Raw genomic sequence first — 22,577 nt, forward strand, 5'->3', positions numbered from 1 at the left:
TCGGCCTCCGGGGCGTGGGATCGGTCAGCCCTTGACGGCCCCGGCGGCGAACCCCGAGGTCACATGGCGCTGCAGGACCAGGAAGATGGCCAGGGCGGGCAGGGCGAAGAGGGTTGAGGCGGCCATGGTGGCGCCCCAGTCGGTGCCGAAGGTGTTCTGGAACGAGGAGAGCCAGACCGGCAGGGTGCGGCTGTCCTGCTGCTTGATGATCAGGAAGTTGGCGTAGGCGAATTCGTTCCAGGCCGTGATGTAGCCGAAGAGCGAGGTGGCCATCAGGCCGGGGGCGAGCAGGGGGAAGGCGATTCTTCGGAAGGCACCGAGCCGGGTGCAGCCGTCGACCTGGGCGGATTCCTCGAGTTCGGGCGGGATGGTGCCGATGAAGCCGCGTAGCACGACGATGGTGAACGGCAGCGTGATCATGAAGTAGACGAGGGTGAGGGTGGGCAGCCGGTCGAGCATGTCGGTGTCCCGGGAGATGATGTAGATCGGGATGATCAGTGACTCCCAGGGCGCCATCTGCGCGATGAAGACCATCAGCATGAACTGCCGCCGTCCGCTCCATCTCAGCCGCGCCACCGCGAAGGCGGCGCCGAGTGCGACCACGAGCGCGAGCAGCACCGCGCTCGCGGTGACGAGGATGCTGTTGCGCCAGAAGAGGGCGAACCCGTCCGAGTCGACGGCGGTACGGAAGTGCTCCAAGGTCCAGGTGTACGGGACGATTTGCGGGCTCTCGGACTGGATGTCCCTGGTGGGCTTGAAGGCCGTGGTGACCATCCAGTAGACGGGGAAGAGGCAGACGAGGACGGTCAGTACGGCCGCCGCGTCGAGAGGGATCCGGCGGATTCGGGAACGGGTCACAGCTCGGCCTCCTGCTTGAACATCTGCCGGAAGTAGGCGACGAGCACGCCGGACATCAGGACCACGGTGACCATGGAGGCGGCCGCTCCGAGGTCGTAGTGCTGGGCGGACAGCGCGGTCTGGACGGCGTACACCGGCAGGATGGTGGTGGCGTCTCCGGGCCCGCCCCGGGTCATCACCCAGATCTGCACGAACGCCTTGAAGGTCCAGATCACTTCGAGCGACAGGACGAGCATGAAGATCGGCCGGATCATCGGGAAGGTGATCGAGCGGAAGATCCGCCGGGCGCCCGCCCCGTCGAGGCGGGCCGACTCGTAGAGCTCGCCTGGGACGGTGGTGAGCGCCGAGTAGAGAGTGATCGCGGCGAACGGCACCGACTGCCAGACGATGAGCAGGACCAGGATCGCGAAGGAGGCCGGTCCGCTCGCGAACCAGGTGTACCGGTCGAAGGATTCGAGTCCAAGACTCCTCAATGCCCAGTTCACAAAGCCGAATTCGGAGTGGAAGAGCCACTGGAAGACGGTGGTGGCCGCGATCACCGGCATGGCCCAGGCCAGTACCAGCGCACTGAGGACCATGGTCCGGCCGAAGCGGCCGAGCCGCTCGACCATCAGGGCGACGAGCGTCGAGATGAGCATGATGAGGGCGACGTTGATCGCCATGAAGACGAAGGTGCGGCGTACGACCTCCCAGAAGCGGGGGTCGGTGAGCAGCGTGCGGTAGTTCTCCAGTCCGACGAACTCGGCCTCGCCGAGGATGAGTTGGCGGAGCCCGAAGTCCTGGACGGAGATCAGCAGGGCGCGCAGCAGGGGGTAGACGAGCAGGTAGAGGGTGCCGAGTACGGCTGGTGCGATCAGCAGGTACGGCCACGGACTGCGAGGCCGGGCGGGAGTGCGGACGGCACGCGGGGCACGGCGTGGCGCGGGTGCCTTCCCGGGTGCGGTGGTCCGTTCACGAGTGAGTGGCACTGCACTCAGGACCCGGTGTTCATGGCGCGGGTGATGGCTTCTGACGCCTTGGCCGCCTCGGTCTCGGTGGCGCCGCCGGTGATGACGGCGGTCATGTAGTCCTTGATCGGGTTCTCGGCCTCGACCGCTGCCCAGGCGGGCGTGTTGGGGGTGGCGTGGCTGTTCCTTGCCGCGCCCACCGCCATGGCCGCGGCGCCCGGGTCGTCGGCCACGGCGCTCGCCAGAGTGGTCTTGTTGGGCACGTAGCTCATGGCGACGGCCAGCTTCTTCTGCCACTTGTCGCCGGTGAGCGCCTTGACGAAGCTCCGTGCCGCGTTCGGGTGCGCGGAGGCGGCGGGGACGATCAGGTCGGAGCCGCCGGTGAAGACGGCACCGGGCTTCGACGCGGACTTTCCGGGGATGGGGAAGAAGCCGAGTCTGCCCTTGAGTTCGGGGTTCGCCTCGGTGATCACTTGGGCGCCGCCCGGCGTGGAGATGATCTGGGCGACGTCGCCCTTGGCCATCACGTCGGCCTGGGGCGGGTCGTCCTCGTCGGAGTCCTTGGGTCCTTTGCCGAGGGCTTGGAGCTCCTTGTAGAACTCCATTCCGCGGACGGCTTCGGGGGTGTCGAGGGAGCCCTTCCAGGTTCCCCCGGACTCGGTGGCCAGGTCGCCGCCCTCGTCCCAGATGAATCCGGCGAGCGCGTACCACATCTGGCCGGGCAGGTAGATGCCTTGCGTCTTGCCCTTGTTGAGCTTCGCGGTGGCGTCGGTCCACTGTGCGCGGCTCTTGATGTCAGCCGGGTCGATGCCGGCCTTCTCGAAGAGGTCGGTGCGGTAGACGACCACGCGGTTGGCCGCGTAGTACGGGATGCCGTACTGCTTGCCCTGGTAGGAGCCGGGCTCCGCCAGGCCCTTGAGCCACTGCTTGCCGCCGAGTTCGTCGACGGCGTCACTGAGGTCGGTGAGGCCGCCACTGGCGGCGAACTGGGCGACCTGAGTGTTGCCTGCCTCGATCACGTCGGGCGCGTCCTTGCTGGCGAGGGCGGCGGTGACCTTCTCGCCGATGCCGTCCCACTCCTGGATCTGGATCTTGACCTTGATGTCCGGGTGCGCGGCCTCGAAGCCCTTGACGAACTCGTTCTGGAACTCGGCCGAGACGCTGTCCCGCATCAGCCAGACGTCGATCGTCGTACGCCCGCCCTCCGCTCCCCCGGAACTGCTGGAGGAGCCGCAGGCGCTGAGGCCGGCGATCGCCACACATACGGACACCCATGCAAGCAAGCGGAGCTTCACGGTTCACCTCTGCGGACGAGCCGGCCCCGGAGGGGGCTGGCAACCCAACCACCTGACCAGTGGCATCAACTGGATACCTGACCTGTTGGCGATGGATGAAGTTGGCATAGACCAATTGAAACGTCAACCCCCTTGGCATATAAGGGATTTGCTAACCGACCTGGAGGCCGCGAGCCGGCCGACCGGCTAAACTAGCCTTACCAGTAGGCCACTTGTGGTCAGGTCGTGGCAGACTGGTCAGGCCCGGGACGTGCCGCAGGGAAGAAGGCCGACAGCAGATGGAGACGCAGCCGCCGGGGGCGGTACTCAAACGCGAGCGGGTCCGCGAGGTGATCCTCGAACTCGTCGAGTCACGCAGCCCAGGTGACGCCATTCCCTCCGAGCGCGCGCTCTGCGCCCGACTGGGCGTCTCCCGGCCGACCTTGAGGGCCGCGGTCGACGATCTGGTCGCTTCGGGGGTACTCATCAGGGAGCACGGCCGCGGCATGTTCGTGGCCCCGGAGAAGATCACCCAGGAGCTGGTGTCCGACCGCCACACACTCACCGCTCCGCCGGCGACCGGCACTTGGTCCAGCCGGCTCCTGGAGTTCGCCACCGTCCAGGCAGGCGCCCGGGTGGGCCGCAAGCTGCGCCTGTCCCCCGCGGCCGACATGGTGTACGTGGCGCGACTCCGACTGGTCGACGGGGCGCCCATGGCGATCGAGCACCTGCACATCCCGGCGTCGATCGTCCCCGGCCTGACAGCCGAGGAGTTGGAGAGCGGCGACCTCTACGATCATCTGCGCGAGCATCACCAGATCCGGGTGCGGGAGGCGGTGCAGGCCATCGAGCCGACCGTGGTGACCGAGGCGGAGGCCGAGCTCCTCGACGTCCCGGCCCTCTCGCCGGCGCTGCTCTTCGACCGTCTGACCACCGACACCGAGGGCCGCCCCGTGGAGTACGTCCACTCCCTGTACCGCGGCGACCGCTATCGGATCGTGTCCCGGCTGACGCTCGGCCCGGACCCCGGCACGGCGGTCCCACCTGCCCGGGACGGCCACCATCCGGGCATTCCACCGGGCGACCTCACCCATCGCGACCCGATCACCTCATCCACGACGGGCGACGTACAGACGGAGCGCTGAGGCCACGCCGGCGGGTGGCCGCAGCCCACCTGGCCGATCGACCGACGTAAATGCCCGACATACCGCCGCATACACCTGACGCGACGTCAAAGCTGCTCCAGCCGGAACAGGTTGAACCGATAGGCCTCGATGTCCCTCAGACGGACAGCTCCCATGGCACGCACGAGCAGGCGATAGCGCAGCGGCAGCGAGCGGCGCAGTGCGGCAGGCAGTCGAGCGAGGGTGCGGCTCTCGGCGAGGCGCAGGCCCGGTACCCAGGTCTCCATGTCCCGGGGATCCGCGCAGGACCAGCGGATGCGGGCCTCCATGTCCCCCAGCACATCGTGCCGGTCCTGGCGTTCGACCATCCAGGGTGCGGAGGTCTCCAGCGCGACGGTGGCCCCGGGCAGGCGTTCGTCGATGAGCCGGAACACCGACTCGACGTCCTCCTCCGGCAGGTAGATCAGTACCGCTTCGGCGAGCACGAGATACGGGCCGGGGCTGTCCGCGACGGTGTCGGCCCAGGAGGGGTCGGTGACCGATACCGGCAGCATCCGGCGCCGCTCGGTGTCCTCGAAGTACCTGCGGCGCAGTGCGATCACGTCGGGCAGGTCCAGGTCGAACCAGTGGACGCTCCCGTTGTCCAGGCGGTCGAAGCGCGTATTGAGTCCGGTGCCGAGCTCGACGACCGTGCCCGACGGATGCCGCCGCAGAAAGTCCTCGGCCCATACGTCGAACAGCAGGGTCCGGAGAGTAGCTCCCAGCAGGCTCTTCGCACCGTCGAAGCGCGAGAAGTCGTAGTCGATCCCGTCGACCATCCGCACCGCCTGCGGGTCGTCGATCATCCCGTGCCGTTTGCGGGTCTGCACCGCTCGGCCGTACAGCGGAATCAGCAACGTCTCCTGGACCGCGCCGAGTTCGGGCTTGCGTTTGGGCTGAGTCATCGGGCTCACCTCTCCCATCATCCGCTGCCTGCGCGGTACCGACCCGGGAAGCCAGAGTAAGTAAGGCTACCCTAAGTAGACCTTGGAGGGAGGTGCTCATGCCGACTGTGCCGTGGGGTCCGTCGGCCGCCCTGAGTCTCGAGGAGGCGGGCCACGGCGGATTCCGGTACGGCGGCCGAGGAGGTCGCCGGGGCGGGGGGATGCTCGCCCCGGGGCAGCGACGAGCCCGCACCCTACGAGCCGTACGCGCTCAGCACCCGCCGGGCCACCAGCTTCACGTCCGCGTCGAGTTGGGACTTGGTCGGGTGGTTCCAGCGCTGGTAGTCGACGTACACCACCAGGTTGCCCTCGCGGGCGACGAGTGTGTGGTTGCGGTTCATGTTCGCCTTGTGCCGGAATGAGTCGCGTTCGAGGCGGGCCTCGTCGCCGAAGCCGGACAGTTCGCCGCCGTCCGCCGAGGTGACGACCTCCTCGGCCTGTTTCGCCGCGCTCCGGCCGGTCAGCGGGGAGTCAGGCAGGGCCTTGACCCGTACGGTCAGATGCGGTGTCGGATCCGCGTCGGATTCCCAGTCGCACCCGGTGACGCGCCCGTCGGCCCCTCCCCTGGGTGTGGTGTCCTGCGCCTTGGCACCCGGCACAAGGCCGGCAGCCTCGGAACGCAGCCTGGAACAGAGGGGCTTGGCTTCGGTGATCTTTCCCCCCGTGGGCTCCGCCAGGGCCCTCTCGGACGCGGGCACCTCGGCCCCGAGCTGCTCGAGCACGTCGGCCAGCGCCGTCCGCGCCGCCGCCTCCACCCGGTGCTGCGGAGGCACTTCACCCCACAAGCCGCTCGACAGCGCCTCCGTCCTCGCCTTCACCCGGACCGTCACATTGCGGTGGCGGGCCAGGAGGTCGGCGCTTTGCCAAGTGCCCCGAGCCGAGTCATTCGCAGTCGACTTCGCCTCGTCCCCCAGGCCGTCGAGGGGGTGCGCGTCCGCCAGGACCTTCTCGTCCTCGTCCTCGTTCTCGATCTTTCCTCGACCGGCGTCGCGGAACGCCTTCTTCGCCACCGTGACCGCCGGCGTCGGCTTGCGCGAACCGGTGGGCGTCGCACTGTCGGACTCCTCCTCCCCGCCGGGCTGGTGCGCGGTCACGGTCACCGACAGCTCCCGTTCCGCGTGCCGGGGCGCGTCCCGCTCCTCCCAGGCGCAGTCGGCGGGCGGCGGCATCCCCTCGCGGTACACGCGCATCGACTTCTGCGCCGTCGGCGACACCGCCTCGCACGCGTTGGCCGCCGCGTCCGGACGCACGTCACCCTTGCGCCAGCCGTGCTTCTTCAGCGGCGGGTCACCCGCCACCGGAATCGGCTCGGCACCGTATCGCCGGGTGTCCCCGCCGGAGTCCGGCAGAGGGTACGCGACGACGCTGCCCCCGGACTCGCCCGAGCGCCGCAGGTAGATCCGGTCGTCGTCCCAGCCCACGAACAGCTGTGGCTGTGCGCCGATCTCCGCGATCCGCCCGATGGTGCGTTCCTCGCCGTCCTGTATCCCGTACGTCATCAGCCACGTGACCGGGAGCCCCTTGGGGCCCTTCACCTGGCGTACGGCCAGCAGCTTGTCCTTCCAGACGCCGAGGACGCTCCCGCTGTCCTGACGCTTCTTCCAGCGCACCTTGCCGGTGTCCAGGTCGTAGGCGTACAGCGCCGGGTCCCGGAAGTAGCCCATCACCAGCGTGTCCCCCTGGGCGAACGGGCCCACCTTCGCGCTACCGCTGCCACTGGAGAATCGCTTGAGCTGCTTGCCGATGGTGCGGACGGGCTTGCCCGCCGAGTCGTACGTCTGGATGAGGCGGTGGCTCGCCCGGCTGACGTCCAGGACCACCGGGTCGTCCGAGACGATGCCGTGCAGTTCGTCGCCCACGCGCTGCGCCTTCGTGCGCCAGACCGGTTTCTTGTCCGCTCCCTCGTACAGGGCGAAGTGGGCCGGGGCGCCTTCGGCGGCACGGATCCAGCCCGGGACCTTCTCCTTGGCGTTGCCCACCGGGGCCTCACGGACGGCGAGATGGCGGCCGTTGTGGTCGACTTCGTGTGCGCAGGCCTTGTCGCTCTCGAGACGGGTTCCCAGTGAGGTGCCGTCCTGCGCCCGGAACTGCTTCACGCCGTAGCAATCGAGGGTGACGGTGAGCGCCTCGTCCCCGATGCTGATGTCGCTCTTTCCGTAGGAACCCTTCATCTTGCCGACGTCCTTGGCCCACTCGACCTCGCCGTCCGCCAGGTCCACCGCGGCGGCGTAGCTGCAGTCGCCCTTCTTCTGCGCGGTGAGGAACAGCGCGCCGAGACCGGACTTGCTGGGCTCGTCCGACATCCCGCAGACACCGCTCGTGCCCTCGGGCGCCTTCAACGTCCAGCGCTGCTTGCCCGAGCTCGTGTCGTACCCGTGGAGGTCATCCCCGTCGCGCACGGCGAGCGTGCCCTTGCCGATCCAGGCTGCGGCACCGCCGTCGGCGCCCGCCGCGTCGACCACGGCCCGCGCCTCCCACGCCTTCTTCAGCTTCTTCGGCTGCATGACGCGGCGCGGCTTGTCCTTGCCGTCGTCGTCACCCCCGCCGGTGCAGGCCCCGCTCGCGAGCAGTGCGCCGAGCACCGCGACGGCCGTGGTCGCCCGCAGGCGCGTACGCACAGGTCGCCCCATGAGTGGTATCCCCCGATTCCCCCTGGTCCTCGGGCCGAGCCTAGGCCGACCGAGGCCACCGCCGTCAACCTGGGACCTCCGAGGGTCACGGGTGCGGGCAGGTGTGCTCGGTGGCGAGGAGTCCGGTGCCGTCGGGCTCGGGGGGCGGACACAGGACTCGGCCGGCCGCGCGGTCGTCGTCGACGAAGCGCTTGAACCAGGCGACGGTCTGCTCCGCGACGAGGGCACCAGGGGTGTTGGTCACGAAGTGGTCGCCGTCCAGCGAGAGATACGCCTTCTCGGCGGATCGCGTGCCGCGGTACATGGGTTCGGCGTGGTCGGTGACCGGGGCGACCTCGTCCTGCTCACCGCCGATGACCAGGGCGGGAGCGCGGACCCGTGCCCAGTCGTACGCGCCGTCGTAGTACGGGGTGAGTGCCACGGCGGCGCGGATCTCGCGGTGCTCGGCGGCGGCCACGAGGGCTCCGCCGCCGCCCGCGGAGTGGCCGAGTACGCCGAGCCGTCGAGGGTCGGCTCGGTCGGCGGCGGCGCTGTCCTGGGCGGCGTAGTCGAGTGCGGACCGGAGTTGGCCGGCGCGCTCGTCGGCGGTGTCGTCGGTGGCGCGGGTGTTGAGGGTGATCGTCACGAAGCCGTGTGAGGCGAGGAGTTCACCGAACCAGGCGACCATCGATTCGTCGGCGCCGAGTCCGGGTGAGGCGGCGATGACGCCGTGGCGGCCGGTGGTGTCCGCGGTGGGGGCGGGGCCGCCCGCCGGGTAGTGGAGCGTGCCGCCGCCGAAGTCGCCGTCCACGGCGTCGGACCCGAAGCTGTCGGTGCGGACCTCGTACGGGCCGTAGTGCTTGTCGCCGAGTTGGCGCTCGACCGGCTCGGGCGGCCTCGGCCGGCTGCCCGAGCCGTCCCGCTCCTGCGCGGGCCCGCCGCAGGCGGCCGAGGCGAGGAGCAGGACGGCGGTGAGGAGAGGGCCGAGCCGCGGGCGAAGAGCCGGTGTGCGCGCTGGTTCCACGGTCGCGGCTCCTCGCCTCGGTTCAGCTACCGAAGACAGTGTCCTGCTGATCGGGGATGACCGTGCCGTCCTCGCGCAGCACAGGACCGAGGGTGCCGTCCGGATGCGTGTACCCGGTCGTGGAGCAGGGGTACGCGCCGTCCTTGCGGGGCAGCGGCTCGATGAACATCGGGTTGACCAACCAGGCGCCGTCCGCGTTGTCGTAGCCGCGGCACATGACCTCGTTCTTGTTGCGGTTGAGGATGAGGTGCGCGTCGGTGGCGTCGCCGACGATCGTCACATCGGTGTCCGCGTCGCCCGCGCCGATCGCCGGACGCTTGTCGGCGGGCTGCTTCTTCCAGGCGTCGGGGCCGGTGATGCCGAAGGCCTTCTCGTTCAGCCAGCAACGCTTGCCGTCGATGTACGGCATGTCCTCACCCTTGCTGTCGGGCCGGCCGCCGCAGCCTTCCTGGGTGTAGGTGATGCGGCCCTGCTGGTCCAGGACGTTGCGGATGGCGATGGTGTGCTTGCGGTCGACGCCCACGCCGCCCGTCCAGGCGTTGGTGACCGGGGTGGAGCCGGCGGAGTCGACCCAGACTTCGAATCCGGCGCGCTTCAGCGTCCGGATCAGGTCCTTGATCTGCGGGTTGTAGCGCGCGTAGGCGTGCAGAGTGTGGCTGCCGAGCTTCTGTGTGGCTCCCACGGGCGCGGCGAGCGCCTCGGCGCGGGACTTGCGGGCGTACGACCTCACCTCGGCCTCGGTGTGCCCGGCGAACAGCTGGGGCACCCAGGCGTACTCGGGCAGCGTGCGGCGGCTGTTCCAGTCGCCCTCGAAGGCGTCGTTGCCGTTCATCAGGGTGGCCTCGCTGCGGATGGAGAAGATCTCGTCCGTGCAGGCCGTGTTGGTGGAGGTGGGCAGCGGTGCACCGACGGGCACGTCCGTGCCGCAGGCCTCGGTAAGCGTGCGGTCGGCTTCCTCGGTCATCCACGGACTGGAGTCGGACCAGTTGGCCGGGCGCAGAATCTTGTCGTGCTTGAGGGCCCAGGCGATGGCCAGATCGGTGATGTCGTTCTTGGTGACGGTGTTGTCCCAGTCGAAGACGGCGACCGGTCGGTCGCCGTGTCCGGTACGGGAGTTGGAGCAGTTGCCACGCTCGTCGATCACTCGCTGCAACTGCTGCTTGTTGGTGCCGTGCCACTCGAGGTCGGCGGAGAGCCGGGGACATCGGTGTCGTTCGGCGGGCCCCTCGGCCGCAAACGTGGGAGTAGCAGGAACGATGGTGGCGAGAACGGCGACCGAGAGAGAACCGAGGACGGCAGCCAGGGGGCCAGTGCGCACGCGGCGCCCCTCCTTCACATCAACGACGTCAGGACGTCTCGCACCGTACGCCTGGCATTAACCCTGGGTACACCCCACCGCGCCGGGCACACGCCGGAACGCCGCGGAGACCGTCCGAAGTCGGTCTCCGCGGCGTTCCGGCTGCAGGCGCGTGGTCGGGCGGTGACCTCCTCTCGGGGGCACCCACCGGCCGGGCGCTACTTCCGGTGTACGAGATCACGTGCGGTTCTGCGGGCGGAGGCCCAGGTGCTGTTGCGGTGGGCCGAGCGCCGGCCCAGGAGGTAGGCGCCGGCCACTGTGCCGGCGAATCCTGCCACGGCGCCGGACACGATCCCCTTCCGGTGCTTGGCCACGCTCCAGGCGGTGCCGGCGCTGGATGTCACCCGTCCGGCGGTGGACGTCACCCGTGCGGCAGTGTTGGTGAGCGCCTGGCGGCCCCCAGCCAGGCCGGTGGCTTCCGCGGCCTCTTCGGTCTTGGCCGCGGCCTGCTCGGGGACCGCCGCGGCCTTGGCCGCTCCCTTCTTGTCAGTGGACCGGCGCTTGGGTGCCGGTGAGGGGACGCCGCTGCCGGATGCGCCGTTGCGTTCAGCGGTCGGCTGGGCGGCCGTGTCGGAGTTCTTGTTGGTCTGGTGCTCTGCAGTCATGGGATCCGGGTTTCCTCTCAACTCTCGGTGATACTCAGGGGATTGCACTATTCGGGTGCCCTGTGTCACTCCGGGACCCGCCGGCGTCCCTGCGAGCGCGTGTCAGCCGCCGTCCCGTGGCAACAACGAGCCCAACGGCCCGAGATCCAGGTTCAGATCGTCCATGGTGAGGCCGTGCTGGTCGCAGAGTTCCGCCATCCGCTCCTGGAGGATCATCAGCGTCTCGCCGATGCGCTCCTCCTGGTCCTCGCTCAGGTCTCCCTCGTCGACCCGGTGCAGTGCTGTGCGTTCCATCAGCTGCCGCAGGAGTTCGACGATCGTCAGGACCAGCTTGATGAGGTCGCGTTCGACGGTGTCCGGGTCGGTCCCCAGTCGCTGGGCCGCCGTGCCCGGGCGCTTGATCTCCTCGTCGGGGCGCGGCGGGACCAGGTCGAAGGCGCGAACGGCTGCCTGCGCCACCTCGTCGAACCGGCCCCCGTACAGGGGCTCTCGGGCTTGTCCCACGGGACACCTCCAGGTCTGTCGACTACCGCGGCCGGTGCCGCCCCGCCCCGGACGCGGCACTCCCCTGCGCGCACCGGTCACCACGGCGCCGGTTCGTCGGCGGTGAGCGAGCGGATGACGGCGCGCAGGTTGATGTGCACCAGGTCCACGTCCGCGATGGACAGGACCAGGTCCCCGGTCAGGACGGCGCCGCCGGACAGGAGACGGTCGAGCAGGTCGATGAGTGCGACCTGCCGTCCCGCGAGCTCCTCGATCCCCGGGTCGTTCCCCGGTACGTCGACCGGCATCAGGGCTCCCCGACCGGTGCGGGCGGTGTGGCGAAGGAGTAGGGCGCCCAGGGGCCGGTGACCTCCAGCCGGACGCCGGGGACGTCGTCGACGAGTCCGGCCAGGGCCGTACGGAAGTCCTCGACACGGCCGACGGGAACCAGGAAGGCCTCGTTGGCGATGTTGTCTCCGACGTCCGGGGCCAGTTCACCCTGCTGCGGACGGTGCGCCATCCGCATCACCGCGAACTCGGCGACCCGGCTCGCGGCTTGGTCGGCGACCGCGCCCGCCGCACGGTAGACGTCGCTGTGGGTGCGCCGTTGGGCACGCCGCTGCTGCAGATAGGCGCGGCCCGGGCTCGCGGCCGGTGCCTCCTGGGTGACGACGGGTGTCTGTGCCGCGGCCTGCCGAGCGTCCGCGTACACCTTGACGCCCAGTTCCACATGGCCCTCCAGCTGGGCCAGCAGGATGTCGAACTCGGTGGCCCGTTCGTCCAGCATGGCGGCCACCCGGTCGTCCTCGATGTACACGGTCGCCAGGCGCATCGGCAGGACGGTGGCATGTTCGTAGGCGGCCTCGACCACCGCATGGTGGGTCCGTGCCATGACCTCCAGCCTTCCCAGGTCCTCCAGTTGCGTCTTGAGCGCCTCGGCCCCGAACGCGTCGGCCGGGACGGAGGAGGTGAGCGCCGCGAGACCGCCGGCACACACCGTGCGGACCTGCCCGCCGTCGATGCCCGGCAGCAGGGCCGCCGCGCGGTCGAGTGCTTCGCCCGCGCGGCCCACGGCGTAGACGTACGACATGTCCCGCGCACCGTCGTCGGAGTTCATGAGTCCTCCTCGTTCCGCTGCCGGCTCGGCGCCTCCTCGAGGCCGGCGGCCGAGCGCAGTTCGGCGAGTTCGGCGCGCAGAGCGGCGTTCTCGCGTTCCAGAGCTCCGGCCGGTGCGGCCTCGTCCGAGCGCCCGGAGACCTCCCTGGGAGGCCGGGCACGCGAGGAGAGGGAGGGGTCGTTCTCCCACCAGTCGATGCCCATCTCCTTGGCCTTGTCCACCGAGGCCACCAGCAGGCGGAGTTTGATGGTGAGCAGCTCGATGTCGAGCAGATTGATCTGGATGTCGCCCGCGATCACGATGCCCTTGTCGAGCACCCGCTCGAGGATGTCGGCGAGGTTGGCGGACGAACCTTGCTGCGCGTACGGGGACACTCCGCGGGAGGATCCCGCCCGGCCTGGCAGTGAATCGGACACCTTCGATCAGCCTCTCTGGGTACTGCGGCGCCGTCAGCTACGGGCGGCCGCGGGAGCGCGGCGCCGGCGCGAGCGGGGAGCGGGACGCTCCTCCTCCTGAACGGCCTCGTCACCGGGCTCGTCGGGGTCCTCGTCCTCCGGGTCCTCATCGTCGTACTCGTCCTCCGGGAGGTCCTCGTCCTCGGGGAGCTCTTCGTCCTCGGCGGTGTCGGAGTACTCGTCCTCGAGATCGGCATCCTCGTCCTCGGAGTCGTCCTCACCTCGCGGCTCGTCGTCCTCGGCCGGCTCGTCGTCCTCGTCGTACTCGTCCGCCGCTCGGTCGTCCTCGTCGGCCAGGTCGGCGTCCTGCGTGTCCTCGCCGTCCTCGGCTTCGGCGGCCGAGGCCTCGTCGCGTTCGCGCTCCTCCTCCTCGACGGCGTCGTCGTGTTCCAGTACGACCTCGCCGTCGCGGATCTCGCCGCGCCAGCCGTCGGAGGCCTCGCCCCGCATCATGATGAACTTGCGGTAGAGCTTGAGGTCGAGCCGGGCCCGTCGGCCCTGGGCGCGCCAGATGTTGCCGGTCTTCTCGAACAACCCCTTGGGGAAGTACTCCAGGACGAGCAGCACGCGCGTGAGGTCGTCCGTGATCCGGTGGAAGGTCACGACGCCCTTGACGGTTCCCTTGGCGCCTTCGGTGGTCCAGGTGATCCGCTCGTCGGGCACCTGCTCGGTGACGTTCGCCTTCCAGCTGCGGGTGGACTTGGCGACCTTCACCTTCCAGTTGCTCGTGGTGTCGTCGGCCTTCTCGACGCTGACGACACCCTTCGCGAACGTGCTGAACTCCTGGAACTGCGTCCACTGGTCGTACGCCTCGCGCACCGGCACACCGACGTCGATGTCCTCGACGATGGTGACGCTCTTGGACTTCCCACCGCCGCTCTTGCCCTTGCCACCCTTGCCGAACAGGCCCTTGACCTTGTCCTTCACGGTGTCCTTGAGGTGCGACACGCCCATGCTCATGGCGGCCTTCGCGGGTGACTTGCCCTCGCTCAGAGCCTGTCCGCCCTTCGCCAGGTCCGAAGCGATCCCGCCGGCCTTGCCTGAGCCGCCGTCCGCGAGTTTGCCGACTCCGTCGCCCAGGCGTTGGCCGAGGTTGCTCACCGCGTTCGTGGCACGGGCGCGGAGGTAATTCTGCAGTTCTTCCTTGAGTCGGTCCGTGGCGGGGTTGTCCGCGATCTCGCTCTTCAGCTTGTTCATGGTCGAGTCAGCCATTGCGGCCACCTCCTCGCGGCTTGCGCGCGGCGCTCGTCGCTGTCTTGCCCGCCTTGGACGCGGTCTTGGTCGCCGTACCCGATGCCGACTTGGTGCGGTTCGAGGACGCGCTGCGCGCCTTGCTCGCTGTGCCCGACCCGCTGCCGCGCTCGGCATTCGAAGTGCCCTTGGTGGCGGCCGACTTGGCGGACGAGGTCTTCGCCGACGCTGTCTTGGCGGCGGCCTTGCGAGCGGGTGCCGGCTTTTCACCGCCGTCGTCGGCGGCGGACGATGCGTCCTCACTCGCGTCCTCGTCCGGTCCGGACCCGTCATCAGCCTTCGGTGGCTCGTTCAATGCCTGGGTCCGTTCGTGCAGCGAGTCCGCGAGGCCGGTCGCACGTTTGGTGAGCGCGCCCGTGGCCGCGGTCTTGGTCGCGTCGACCAGCTCCTTGCGGACCTGGTCGTTGAGGCTGCCGAGTACCGGTGAGTTGGCCACCAGTTTGCCGATCTGGGTCGGGTCGAAACTCAGTTTTCGGCCGGCCAGGAACATGCCGAGTCCGATGGCCATCTTGGCCTTCTTCGTGCGACCCAGCAGGTATCCACCCACCACGGCCACACCCGTCTTGACGTTGCCATTCATCGTGTGCACCTCTTCGGAGCTTGTCAGGGATTGACGCCCGTGCCTGGCTGATGTGCCTCGCACTCCTCCAGCCGGTCGAGCAGTTCGTCCTCACGCCGGTCGAACTCTTCGTCGTCGATCCGCCCACTGAGCAACTCGCGTTCCAAGGCGGCGAGTTCACGCAGCACGGGCTCGGGGTCGTAGTACTCGCGCTCGGCCGCCAGGATCACCTGGTCGATGGCCCAGAGGCTGCCGCGTACCGGCGCGAGGGGCAGGGTGAGGACCTGTGAGATGAGGCCCATGGCTCGATCTCCGTTCTGGGGGACCGCGGGCAGACATGACTGCCGCGGCAGTACCTCTCGGCGCTGTCGCTGCCGGAGGTGTGTGTCGGACGTGCCGGTCAGACGAAGCTGTAGGGCGGCAGCGGTCCGTTGAGCGTGAAGGTGTAGGCGTCGCCGTGCCGTTCCGCCTCCTCGTGCACGGCCTGCGAGAGGACCGCTGCGCTCTCACGTGTGACGAGGAACGACACATTGAGGAAGTGCGAGGTGGTCGGGTCCGCCGGAGCGGTCCGCAGCGCGGCCGGAGCCAGCCGGTCCACCACCAGGGCGGCCTCGGTGCTCTCGCGCTGCTGCACCTCCTGCATGATCAGTTCACCGAGTGCGACCTTCTCGTCCTGCGCCTCCGGGTGGTCCCGCGTGTGCTCGTTGAGCCCGCGGACCTCGTCCGAGTCGGTCAGGATCTCGTGCAGCAGATCCTGTTCGTCCCGAGCGACCTTGAGGTTGTACTCGAGGCAGCCGCGCAGCTCTTCGAGCCGCTCGCGGTACGGGTCGCGCTGCTCCTCAAGTACGGCGAGCACCGAGTCGTCGTCGGGGCCGAGCAGTCCGAACCGCATCGGCAGCGCGGCGCCGTCCGTCATCAGGCGCTCGAGTACGCCCTGGTGGGCGAGCAGGTCGCGGCGTTTGGCCCGCAGGTCGGACGGCGCTTGGCTGACGACTGCTGCGAGATCCTTCGTCGTGACGGTGCGCAGCTCCGAGGGTGGGTCGCCGACTCCCTGCAGCCCGTCGAGGTTCAGCGGGTGGTCGACGCGGGTGATGGCGTAGATGTAGGTAGGCACCGGTCACTCCTCTCGACGCTGCGACGCGCGCCGGCTGTTGGACGAGGACTTGCGCTGAGGCCGCCGCTCTTCCTCGGGCTCCTCTTCCCGGCTGCCCTGAAGCCCTTCGGTGAAGGCCTCCACAGCGCCGGTGAGGGCGCCCTTCGACTTGCCCTTGGCGCCGCTCTCGGTCGCCTCGCCGACGATGTCGGTCAGTTGGGTGGGGGCCTTGCGGCCGGACTCCAGATCCAGGCGGTTGCAGGCCTCGGCGAAGCGGAGGTAGGTGTCGACGCTGGCGACGACCACTCGCACATCGATCTTCAGGATCTCGATGCCGACGACGGAGACTCGGACGAATGCGTCGATGACGAGGCCTCGGTCCAGGATCAGTTCGAGTACGTCGTAGAGGTTTCCTGAGCCACCTCCGCCACCGCTCTGTGCGTTGCTCTGTTGCACCATGCTCATGGTCGATCTTCCTTCCGTAGAGCCGAGTTGAACCGCAGCAGCGGTACGCCGACGTGGCCGGCACAAAGGACGCGTCCGGTGCCGGGCCGTCCCGGGCGGTGATGTCAGCGGTCCGTCCGGCCCCTCGCGTACCGCCGTGTGCGTTCGTAACCGGTGAGCTGACCCTGGGTGTCGAGCGTGACCCGGTAGGAACCCATGACACTCGTGGTGTCCGGGATCCTGGCGAGCTCGAGTACCTCGACATCCGCGATCCAGCCGTCATCCGTCGCCTTCACCGCGGACACCGAACCGGGTTCGGACCTCAGCAGCTCCGCCAGTTGGTGTGCGGCGCGCTGCATGGCCTCGGGGACCCCTAGGCGCGTCCGGCGCGCAGGCCTGGCTGCGGACTTGGCTGCGCCACGCTTGCGGTCGGTCTTGTCCTGGCCGGTGTTGTCGTCGTCGGCATGCGCGTTCTTGTCCTTGTCGGCATGTCCGGCACTGTCGGATGTGGCCATGATTTCCGCCTGTCACACGTCGTCAGAACGTCCGGTCGAGTCCGGTACAGCCATTCACGGCTGGCTCACCGAGTGCCCGTGCGAATCGGTCCTATGCGTGGTCCGGCCGGGTCGCGGCCCTGCGGATACATTTCACGCGCCTGGGCACACGGTGGTGCCCAGGCATTGCGCCGGGCAGTTAGCGAAGGGCGACGAGCGGGGCCAACTGAGGGGCAGCGATGGAGATTTCGAGTCTCTTCACAGCAATCGCCATCGGCGTCGTGATCGGCGTCCTCGGTCGGCTGGTACTGCCGGGCCGGCAACACATCGGCGTGCTCTGGACGATCACGGTCGGCATCGCAGCGGCCTTGCTCGGTACGGCAGTCGCGGCCGCGCTGTCGGTGGCGGACACCGGAGGTGTCGACTGGGGCGAGTGGCTGCTTCAGATCGGCCTGGCTGCGGCAGGTGTCGCCGCTCTCGACCGCGTACTGAACCGCCGCTGACGATGCACCCCGCACCGAACAGCCTAACCCCCGAGCCGTCTCAACAGGGCGCTCTTCGCGCCTGTTCGGGAAGAGCGCATCTACGCCGATCAGGCCACGACGATGTCCGTCAGTCCTCGGAGGCCCGGTGGTGCAGATACTCGAGAGCGTCCAGGACGACCGTATGCCGGTGCCAGGAGAGCCAGGCACCGACCTGCGCGCCCAACTCCTCCATCGTCTTCAGCCGGGCCCGCGGCAGCGGATCGCTCAGCGGCCGCCGGTAGTGCGCGGTCATGACGGCCAGCGCCTCGTCGTGGCCACTCGCCAGGGGCAGGCAGTGGCAGGCGAGCGTGCCGTTGTGGGCCATCGCTCGGCTCGCAGCGCGGGTGAACAAGTCACTGGCCGGAGCCGCCGGGACGGTGATCTGACGCGCCTCGTTCGCGGCCCGGTCCCAGGCGGCTTCCTCGCCCTGGGTGAACGCGGCATAGTCCGCGAAGGGTTCGTCGAGCCCGGTGGAACGGGAGAGCCGGCGCATGCCCGCCTCCACCAGGTGCACATGACCGGCGTCGGCCCCCGCCACGCGCAGCATCTGGCCGAGCGCGGCATCGAGTACTTCACTCTGCGGAGCAGAACGCCGCACCTCACGGCTGCCGAGCATGTTCAGTGGCGGCGGCAGCGGATGGTCGCGGCCGGGGAACCAGTCCTTGCACCCGCTCTCGGGACCCGACACACGCACCACCGCGTCCGCGACGGTGTGGAGCTTGAGATTGCACTGCTGCGAGGCGTCCTTGAGCAGGGTGAACGCGGCGAGCAGATCCTCAAGTCCGTAGCGCTCGAGGAGAATGCTCTCGGCTCTGCGGACCACGCTCCGGGCCGCGCGACGGTTGCGCCTGCCGATCCACTCCCGCCATTCCTGCTCCGTCGCATCGGCCGGTTCGGCCTCGGGCAGGCGCGGCACGTCGTCCGCCGGGGAGCGTGGATGCGGGGCAGCGGGCGCGGCCGACGGCCGTGCACTTCCCGAATTCGTCCGCCCGGGACTGTCGTCGAGCGTGCTCATGAGTAGCGGGCCTCCCTCGGACGTGCGTCGACGGTGGCGACCGCTCGCGGCGGCGAGCGGCTCTGTCTCCGTTTGCCGACATCCTGGCCTCATACTGGTAGCCCGTCTTCCGGCCCTGCAACCCCCTCAGCCAATTCACTGCCCCCGGCGGGACCTCGTCTACGGCACACAAGCGCCACCGCGACCGACGGCGCGTTCGCGCATCGGTCGCGGTGGCGGATGCCTGCGTCAGGCGGCCTCGGCGCCCGTCTCAGCCGTGCTGCCGAGGGCCTCGGCCCGTACGTCGGCACAGGCGGAGCTGATCAGCCGGGAGACGTGCACCTGGGACACCCCGAGCCGTTCGGCGATCTGGCTCTGTGTCATGTCTCGGAAGAACCGCAGGTAGAGCACGCGGCGCTCCCGCTCGGGCAGACGGCTCAGGCCGGGCCGGGCCGCCTCGCGGTCCTCGACCACGCCGAAGCCCTCGTCGGCCTCGCCCAGGTACTCGCCCAGGCCCGCCCCGTCCGACTGTGCGGACGACTGCGCGGAGAGCGACAACGGGCGGTAGCTGTGCAGCGCCTCGAGCCCCTGCCGCGCCTCCTCCTCACTGAGCCCGGCCATCCGGGCCACCTGCCCCGCGCCCGCCCCGTCGGGCATGACCTGCAGAGCTGTACGCACTCGGTTCCGCAGATCCTGCACCCGCCGCGGCACGTGCACGCCCCAGGTGTAGTCACGGAAATGGCGGCGGAGTTCGCCGGTGATCGTGGGTACGGCGTACGCCTCGAACGCACCGCGCTCCGGGTCGTAGCCCTGGACCGCCTTGCACAGGCCCAGTGCGGCGACCTGCCTCAGGTCCTCTCGTTCCTCACCGCGGTCGCGGTATTTGTCGGCGAGCCTGGTGGCCATCGGCAGCCATGCGCGGATCAGCCGTTGTTCGATCACTTCGCGTTCCGGTCCCGCGGGCAGTTCGTTCATGCGCTGGAAGTCGCGTTGCGTCTGCGGACGGTCGTGGTGGTCATGGCGCATGCCGCCGCGTGTGCGGGAGTTCTTTGTGGCGATTGTGGTGTTCTTGGCGGTTACCGCGTTTGTTGCGTCTGTTGCGTTCACTTTTGTTCACTCCTCGGATGTCCGAGTGGTGAGCGGGCGCCGTCGGCGGCCTCACTGCCCGATTCACGACAGTGCAGAACCGGCCGGCCGACTGTCGTCGGCGCCGAAGAGCCTCACAAGTCTGAAGCTGTCTTTCACCTCCCCATGACCCGTGGCGCCAAACGTCCGCCGGGCAAGTGCCGTTTGCCCGCACCGGATGCGTGCGGCCGAATGTCGACACCCGCAGACCGAGGCGCCCCGACTTCGTCTCGTGTCCCGGCCTGCGGGTACGCGTCACGCCAAGTGGCGCCTCTGCGGCCGCAGTCCGGCGGATGGCGCGCCCCCGGCATCGCGTACGCGAAAGGCAGGCCCCGCCATGTACCACACGGTCGCCGACCACATCCTCGACCGGTTGCGTCACTGGAACGTCGAGCACGTCTTCGGCTACCCCGGCGACGGGATCAACGGACTGATCGCCGCCTGGGGCCGGGCAGGCGATCGCCCCGAGTTCATCCAGGTGCGGCACGAGGAGATGGCGGCACTCGCCGCCGTCGGCCACGCGAAGTTCAGCGGCCGGGTGGGCGTGTGCACGGCCGCCTCGGGCCCCGGGGCCGTACATCTCCTGAACGGGCTGTACGACGCGAAGCTGGACCATGTGCCGGTGGTCGCCCTGATCGGTCAGACGGCGCGCAGCGCCATGGGCGGCTCGTACCAGCAGGAGGTCGATCTGCACAGCCTGTTCAAGGACGTGGCCTCGGACTTCGTCGAGACCGTCACCGTGCCCGAGCAGTTGCCGAACGTCCTGGACCGCGCGGTGCGCACGGCGTACGCACGACGCGCGCCCACGGCGGTGATCGTCCCGGCGGACGTGCAGGAGCTCGAATACACACCGCCCAAGCACGCGGTCAAGATGGTGCCGTCCAGTGCGGACCGCAGCGCGTGGACCGCCGAGCCCATCGCCGAGGCCCTGGAGCGCGCGGCGGACGTCCTCAACTCCGGGGACAAGGTGGCGATCCTGGTCGGGCAGGGCGCGGCCGGGGCGCATCACGAGATCGTCCAGGTCGCCGAACTCCTCGGCGCCGGCGTCGCGAAGGCCCTGCTCGGCAAGGACGTGCTGTCCGACCGCTGCCCGTACGGCACAGGCGTGATCGGTCTGCTCGGGACGCGGCCGTCGTACGAGTTGATGCGTGACTGCGACACGCTCCTCACCGTCGGATCCAGCTTCCCGTACTCGCAGTTCCTTCCGCCGTACGGCAAGGCACGTGCCGTGCAGATCGACATCGATCCGCACATGATCGGCATGCGCTATCCGTACGAGGTGAACCTGGTCGGCGACGCGCGGCACACGCTGCGCCGGCTCCTGCCGCTGCTGCACCGCAACGATGGCCTGGACTGGCAGGAGGCGGTGTGCGCGGAGGTGGAGCGATGGGACGATGCGATGACGGGCCGGGCGGCCGTCTCCGCCGACCCGGTCAATCCGGAACATGTGGTGCGTGCGCTCGATCCGCTGCTGCCGGACGACACGATCCTCACCGCCGACTCAGGATCCGCGGCCCACTGGTACGCCCGTCACATCACCATGCGCGGGACGATGCGCGGCTCACTCTCCGGCACGCTCGCGACGATGGGCTGCGCGGTGCCGTATGCGATCGGCGCCAAGTTCGCGCACCCCGACCGGCCGGTGGTGGCGCTCGTGGGCGACGGCGCGATGCAGATGAACGGTCTTGCGGAACTGATCACGGCTGCCAGGTACCAGGACGAGTGGGCGGATCCGCGCCTGGTCGTCGGCGTACTCAACAACCGGGACCTGAACCAGGTCACCTGGGAGCTGCGCGCCATGGCCGGGGCGCATTCCTTCCTGCCGTCGCAGGAGATCCCGGATGTCGACTACGCGGCGTTCGCCCGGCAGTTGGGGCTCACCGGGATCCGCGTGGAGTCGCCGGACGACGTGGCCGACGCGTGGGAGGCGGCGTTGAGTTCGGACCGTCCCGCGGTCATCGACTTCGTCACCGACCCCTCCGTACCGCCGATTCCTCCGCACTCCCCCTGGGCGCAGATCGAGAACACCCGGGAGGCGCCGCTCAAGGGTGGTCCGCAGCGCACGGACGTGGCCGGGCAGGGCTTCAAGGCGAAGGTGCAGGAGCTGTTCCCGACGCTGCGCGGCGACTGACCCGCCAGTCCTCCTCCCCCACTGCCCGTTCCCCCGCCGTCAACCTCCCGTGCTCTCCCGCACGATGACCTCGTGGCCCACGACATGGTCCTGCAGCGGGCCGGTGTCGAGGCCGTCGATGCGGTCCAGGAGGAGGGTGACGGAGGCGCGGGCGATCTCCAGCTTGTCCGGCGACACCGTGGTCAGGCTGGGCACACTGAAGCGCGCGGCCTCGATGTCGTCGAAACCCACGACGTCGAGCTCGCCCGGCACGTCGATCCGCCGCTCGTACAGGGCGCGCAGCGCGCCGAGGGCGAGGTCGTCGTTGAGGCAGAGCAGCGCGTCGGGGCGGTGCCGCCGCTCCATGAGGGCGGCCGCAGCCTGCGCGCCGTACTCGCGGTGGTACGCGTCGACCCGCACCACCAGGTCCGGATCGAACGCGACGTCCGCCGCCTTCAACGCTTCGCGGTGACCGTCGGTGCGCAGCCGGTCGGTGCCCTGCCGTCCCGCGGCCCGCCCGCCGACGACAGCGATACGGCGCCGCCCGCGGGACAGCAGATGCTCGGTGGCCTCGCGGGCTGCCCGGACGTTGTCGACCGCCACATGGTCGGCGCCGCCCACGGCCGGGCGCTCACCGAGCAGGACGACGGGGAGCCTGCGGTCGCGGGTAGCCAGGTCGCGGGCGTGCAGGGCGAGCGGGCTGAGGATCACGCCGTCGCTGATCTGCGCGTCGAAGCCCTGCAGGACGGCCAGCTCCTGCTCGCGCACGCCTCCCGTGCGGTGCAGCAGTACGGTCTGGCCGCGCCGGCCCGCTTCGGCCATGACATGGGTGGCCAGCTCCGCGAAGTAGGCGACGTCGAGTTCCGGGACCGCCAGCGTGATCATGCCGATACGGCCGCGGCGTAGCTGCCGGCCGGCGATGTTGACCCGGTAGCCGAGGGCGTCGATCGCCTCCTTGACCACCTCTCGGGTGCGATCGGAGACATGCTCGAAGTCGTTGATCACGTTGGACACGGTCTTGGGCGAGACGCCGGCGTACTCCGCCACGTCCTTGATCCTGGGTCTGGCCGCCACGCTGTGCATTCCTTCCCTCGGCCGTCCGCGATGGTATCCAGTACCGGCGTCCGCATCACGAAACGGTTTCGGG

General features: G+C 69.5%; 24 protein-coding genes. 3 read left to right on the forward strand and 21 right to left on the reverse strand.

The features are described 5' to 3' along the window. Positions 1-24 precede the first annotated feature (24 nt). The 3 genes from DSC45_RS04175 to DSC45_RS04185 are packed head-to-tail and all read right to left on the reverse strand — an operon-like array spanning position 25 to position 3,100. Complete coding sequence (locus tag DSC45_RS04175) at positions 25-858, reverse strand: carbohydrate ABC transporter permease (RefSeq protein ID WP_119287203.1); 834 nt, start codon at positions 856-858, stop codon at positions 25-27. Beyond that, complete coding sequence (locus DSC45_RS04180) at positions 855-1,826, reverse strand: carbohydrate ABC transporter permease (protein WP_119287205.1); 972 nt, start codon at positions 1,824-1,826, stop codon at positions 855-857. Before DSC45_RS04180 ends, DSC45_RS04175 begins: the two co-directional genes overlap by 4 nt. Before the next feature lie 5 nt (positions 1,827-1,831). Next, positions 1,832-3,100, reverse strand: a complete 1,269-nt coding sequence (locus DSC45_RS04185; protein ID WP_119287207.1) for an extracellular solute-binding protein — start codon at positions 3,098-3,100, stop codon at positions 1,832-1,834. 278 nt (positions 3,101-3,378) lie between these two features. Here DSC45_RS04185 and DSC45_RS04190 point away from each other — a divergent pair, with 278 nt between their 5' ends. After that, a complete protein-coding gene (locus DSC45_RS04190; protein ID WP_119287209.1) occupies positions 3,379-4,224 on the forward strand; it encodes a GntR family transcriptional regulator in 846 nt (281 codons plus the stop codon). An 86-nt stretch (positions 4,225-4,310) separates the two neighbouring features. On the opposite strand, the gene DSC45_RS04195 is transcribed toward DSC45_RS04190, so the two are convergent. The 15 genes from DSC45_RS04195 to DSC45_RS36895 form a co-directional block, all read right to left on the reverse strand. Next, positions 4,311-5,147 carry a class I SAM-dependent methyltransferase gene (locus tag DSC45_RS04195; protein ID WP_119287210.1) on the reverse strand — a complete coding sequence of 279 codons (837 nt, stop codon included), beginning with the start codon at positions 5,145-5,147 and terminating at the stop codon, positions 4,311-4,313. Between the two features lie 233 nt (positions 5,148-5,380). Continuing rightward, entirely contained in the window at positions 5,381-7,816 is a 2,436-nt protein-coding gene (locus DSC45_RS04200) for an outer membrane protein assembly factor BamB family protein (RefSeq protein WP_119287212.1), read from the reverse strand. An 85-nt stretch (positions 7,817-7,901) separates the two neighbouring features. Then, a complete protein-coding gene (locus tag DSC45_RS04205; RefSeq protein WP_119287214.1) occupies positions 7,902-8,819 on the reverse strand; it encodes a poly(ethylene terephthalate) hydrolase family protein in 918 nt (305 codons plus the stop codon). A 22-nt stretch (positions 8,820-8,841) separates the two neighbouring features. Next, positions 8,842-10,077, reverse strand: a complete 1,236-nt coding sequence (locus DSC45_RS04210) for a haloacid dehalogenase-like hydrolase (protein ID WP_240434479.1) — start codon at positions 10,075-10,077, stop codon at positions 8,842-8,844. Positions 10,078-10,334: 257 nt separating this feature from the next. Beyond that, a complete protein-coding gene (locus tag DSC45_RS04215; protein ID WP_119287216.1) occupies positions 10,335-10,781 on the reverse strand; it encodes a hypothetical protein in 447 nt (148 codons plus the stop codon). 102 nt (positions 10,782-10,883) lie between these two features. Continuing rightward, complete coding sequence (locus DSC45_RS04220) at positions 10,884-11,285, reverse strand: gas vesicle protein K (protein ID WP_119287218.1); 402 nt, start codon at positions 11,283-11,285, stop codon at positions 10,884-10,886. A gap of 77 nt (positions 11,286-11,362) precedes the next feature. Then, positions 11,363-11,572 (reverse strand): gas vesicle protein, encoded by a 210-nt coding sequence (locus DSC45_RS04225; protein WP_119287219.1) that lies wholly within the window; start codon positions 11,570-11,572, stop codon positions 11,363-11,365. Next, the gene (locus tag DSC45_RS04230; RefSeq protein WP_119287221.1) at positions 11,572-12,381 is read right to left on the reverse strand and encodes a GvpL/GvpF family gas vesicle protein; all 810 of its coding nucleotides are present in this window, start codon (positions 12,379-12,381) and stop codon (positions 11,572-11,574) included. The genes DSC45_RS04225 and DSC45_RS04230 overlap by 1 nt, the downstream gene beginning before the upstream one ends. Further along, positions 12,378-12,755, reverse strand: a complete 378-nt coding sequence (locus DSC45_RS04235) for a gas vesicle protein (RefSeq protein ID WP_119287223.1) — start codon at positions 12,753-12,755, stop codon at positions 12,378-12,380. The genes DSC45_RS04230 and DSC45_RS04235 overlap by 4 nt, the downstream gene beginning before the upstream one ends. 75 nt (positions 12,756-12,830) lie before the next feature. Next, positions 12,831-14,048 (reverse strand): SRPBCC family protein, encoded by a 1,218-nt coding sequence (locus DSC45_RS04240; protein ID WP_119287225.1) that lies wholly within the window; start codon positions 14,046-14,048, stop codon positions 12,831-12,833. Next, entirely contained in the window at positions 14,041-14,667 is a 627-nt protein-coding gene (locus tag DSC45_RS04245) for a hypothetical protein (protein WP_119287227.1), read from the reverse strand. Before DSC45_RS04245 ends, DSC45_RS04240 begins: the two co-directional genes overlap by 8 nt. 23 nt (positions 14,668-14,690) lie before the next feature. Further along, the gene (locus DSC45_RS04250) at positions 14,691-14,948 is read right to left on the reverse strand and encodes a gas vesicle protein GvpG (RefSeq protein ID WP_119287228.1); all 258 of its coding nucleotides are present in this window, start codon (positions 14,946-14,948) and stop codon (positions 14,691-14,693) included. 98 nt (positions 14,949-15,046) lie between these two features. Then, the gene (locus DSC45_RS04255; protein ID WP_119287230.1) at positions 15,047-15,760 is read right to left on the reverse strand and encodes a GvpL/GvpF family gas vesicle protein; all 714 of its coding nucleotides are present in this window, start codon (positions 15,758-15,760) and stop codon (positions 15,047-15,049) included. Positions 15,761-15,763: 3 nt separating this feature from the next. Beyond that, on the reverse strand, positions 15,764-16,204 hold the full coding sequence (locus tag DSC45_RS04260; RefSeq protein ID WP_119287232.1) for a gas vesicle structural protein GvpA: 441 nt from the start codon (positions 16,202-16,204) through the stop codon (positions 15,764-15,766). A gap of 104 nt (positions 16,205-16,308) precedes the next feature. Then, positions 16,309-16,698 (reverse strand): gas vesicle protein GvpO, encoded by a 390-nt coding sequence (locus DSC45_RS36895; protein ID WP_119287233.1) that lies wholly within the window; start codon positions 16,696-16,698, stop codon positions 16,309-16,311. A 218-nt stretch (positions 16,699-16,916) separates the two neighbouring features. Here DSC45_RS36895 and DSC45_RS04270 point away from each other — a divergent pair, with 218 nt between their 5' ends. Then, complete coding sequence (locus tag DSC45_RS04270; protein ID WP_119287235.1) at positions 16,917-17,180, forward strand: GlsB/YeaQ/YmgE family stress response membrane protein; 264 nt, start codon at positions 16,917-16,919, stop codon at positions 17,178-17,180. 109 nt (positions 17,181-17,289) lie between these two features. On the opposite strand, the gene DSC45_RS04275 is transcribed toward DSC45_RS04270, so the two are convergent. Next, positions 17,290-18,216, reverse strand: coding sequence for an ANTAR domain-containing protein (locus DSC45_RS04275; RefSeq protein ID WP_162929122.1), 927 nt, complete (start codon positions 18,214-18,216; stop codon positions 17,290-17,292). 228 nt (positions 18,217-18,444) lie between these two features. After that, the gene (locus DSC45_RS04280; protein ID WP_119287238.1) at positions 18,445-19,221 is read right to left on the reverse strand and encodes a sigma-70 family RNA polymerase sigma factor; all 777 of its coding nucleotides are present in this window, start codon (positions 19,219-19,221) and stop codon (positions 18,445-18,447) included. A gap of 436 nt (positions 19,222-19,657) precedes the next feature. On the opposite strand from DSC45_RS04280, the gene DSC45_RS04285 reads away from it, so the two are divergent. Continuing rightward, complete coding sequence (locus tag DSC45_RS04285; RefSeq protein ID WP_119287240.1) at positions 19,658-21,451, forward strand: thiamine pyrophosphate-requiring protein; 1,794 nt, start codon at positions 19,658-19,660, stop codon at positions 21,449-21,451. Between the two features lie 39 nt (positions 21,452-21,490). On the opposite strand, the gene DSC45_RS04290 is transcribed toward DSC45_RS04285, so the two are convergent. Beyond that, positions 21,491-22,513 (reverse strand): LacI family DNA-binding transcriptional regulator, encoded by a 1,023-nt coding sequence (locus tag DSC45_RS04290; protein ID WP_119287242.1) that lies wholly within the window; start codon positions 22,511-22,513, stop codon positions 21,491-21,493. Between the last annotated feature and the right edge of the window lie 64 nt (positions 22,514-22,577).

The sequence above is a fragment of the Streptomyces sp. YIM 130001 genome (genome assembly GCF_003574445.1).
Classification (GTDB): domain Bacteria; phylum Actinomycetota; class Actinomycetes; order Streptomycetales; family Streptomycetaceae; genus Streptomyces.

Bases quoted from the DNA above. Each gene is read 5' to 3' on its own strand.
- DSC45_RS04245 (WP_119287227.1), bottom strand. From the start codon at position 14,667: ATGAATGGCAACGTCAAGACGGGTGTGGCCGTGGTGGGTGGATACCTG.
- DSC45_RS04190 (WP_119287209.1), top strand. From the start codon at position 3,379: ATGGAGACGCAGCCGCCGGGGGCGGTACTCAAACGCGAGCGGGTCCGC.
- DSC45_RS04200 (WP_119287212.1), bottom strand. From the start codon at position 7,816: ATGGGGCGACCTGTGCGTACGCGCCTGCGGGCGACCACGGCCGTCGCG.
- DSC45_RS04225 (WP_119287219.1), bottom strand. From the start codon at position 11,572: ATGCCGGTCGACGTACCGGGGAACGACCCGGGGATCGAGGAGCTCGCG.
- DSC45_RS04260 (WP_119287232.1), bottom strand. From the start codon at position 16,204: ATGAGCATGGTGCAACAGAGCAACGCACAGAGCGGTGGCGGAGGTGGC.
- DSC45_RS04270 (WP_119287235.1), top strand. From the start codon at position 16,917: ATGGAGATTTCGAGTCTCTTCACAGCAATCGCCATCGGCGTCGTGATC.
- DSC45_RS04275 (WP_162929122.1), bottom strand. From the start codon at position 18,216: ATGAGCACGCTCGACGACAGTCCCGGGCGGACGAATTCGGGAAGTGCA.
- DSC45_RS04250 (WP_119287228.1), bottom strand. From the start codon at position 14,948: ATGGGCCTCATCTCACAGGTCCTCACCCTGCCCCTCGCGCCGGTACGC.
- DSC45_RS04215 (WP_119287216.1), bottom strand. From the start codon at position 10,781: ATGACTGCAGAGCACCAGACCAACAAGAACTCCGACACGGCCGCCCAG.
- DSC45_RS04285 (WP_119287240.1), top strand. From the start codon at position 19,658: ATGTACCACACGGTCGCCGACCACATCCTCGACCGGTTGCGTCACTGG.
- DSC45_RS04240 (WP_119287225.1), bottom strand. From the start codon at position 14,048: ATGGCTGACTCGACCATGAACAAGCTGAAGAGCGAGATCGCGGACAAC.
- DSC45_RS04290 (WP_119287242.1), bottom strand. From the start codon at position 22,513: ATGCACAGCGTGGCGGCCAGACCCAGGATCAAGGACGTGGCGGAGTAC.
- DSC45_RS04230 (WP_119287221.1), bottom strand. From the start codon at position 12,381: ATGAACTCCGACGACGGTGCGCGGGACATGTCGTACGTCTACGCCGTG.
- DSC45_RS36895 (WP_119287233.1), bottom strand. From the start codon at position 16,698: ATGGCCACATCCGACAGTGCCGGACATGCCGACAAGGACAAGAACGCG.
- DSC45_RS04195 (WP_119287210.1), bottom strand. From the start codon at position 5,147: ATGACTCAGCCCAAACGCAAGCCCGAACTCGGCGCGGTCCAGGAGACG.
- DSC45_RS04280 (WP_119287238.1), bottom strand. From the start codon at position 19,221: ATGCGCCATGACCACCACGACCGTCCGCAGACGCAACGCGACTTCCAG.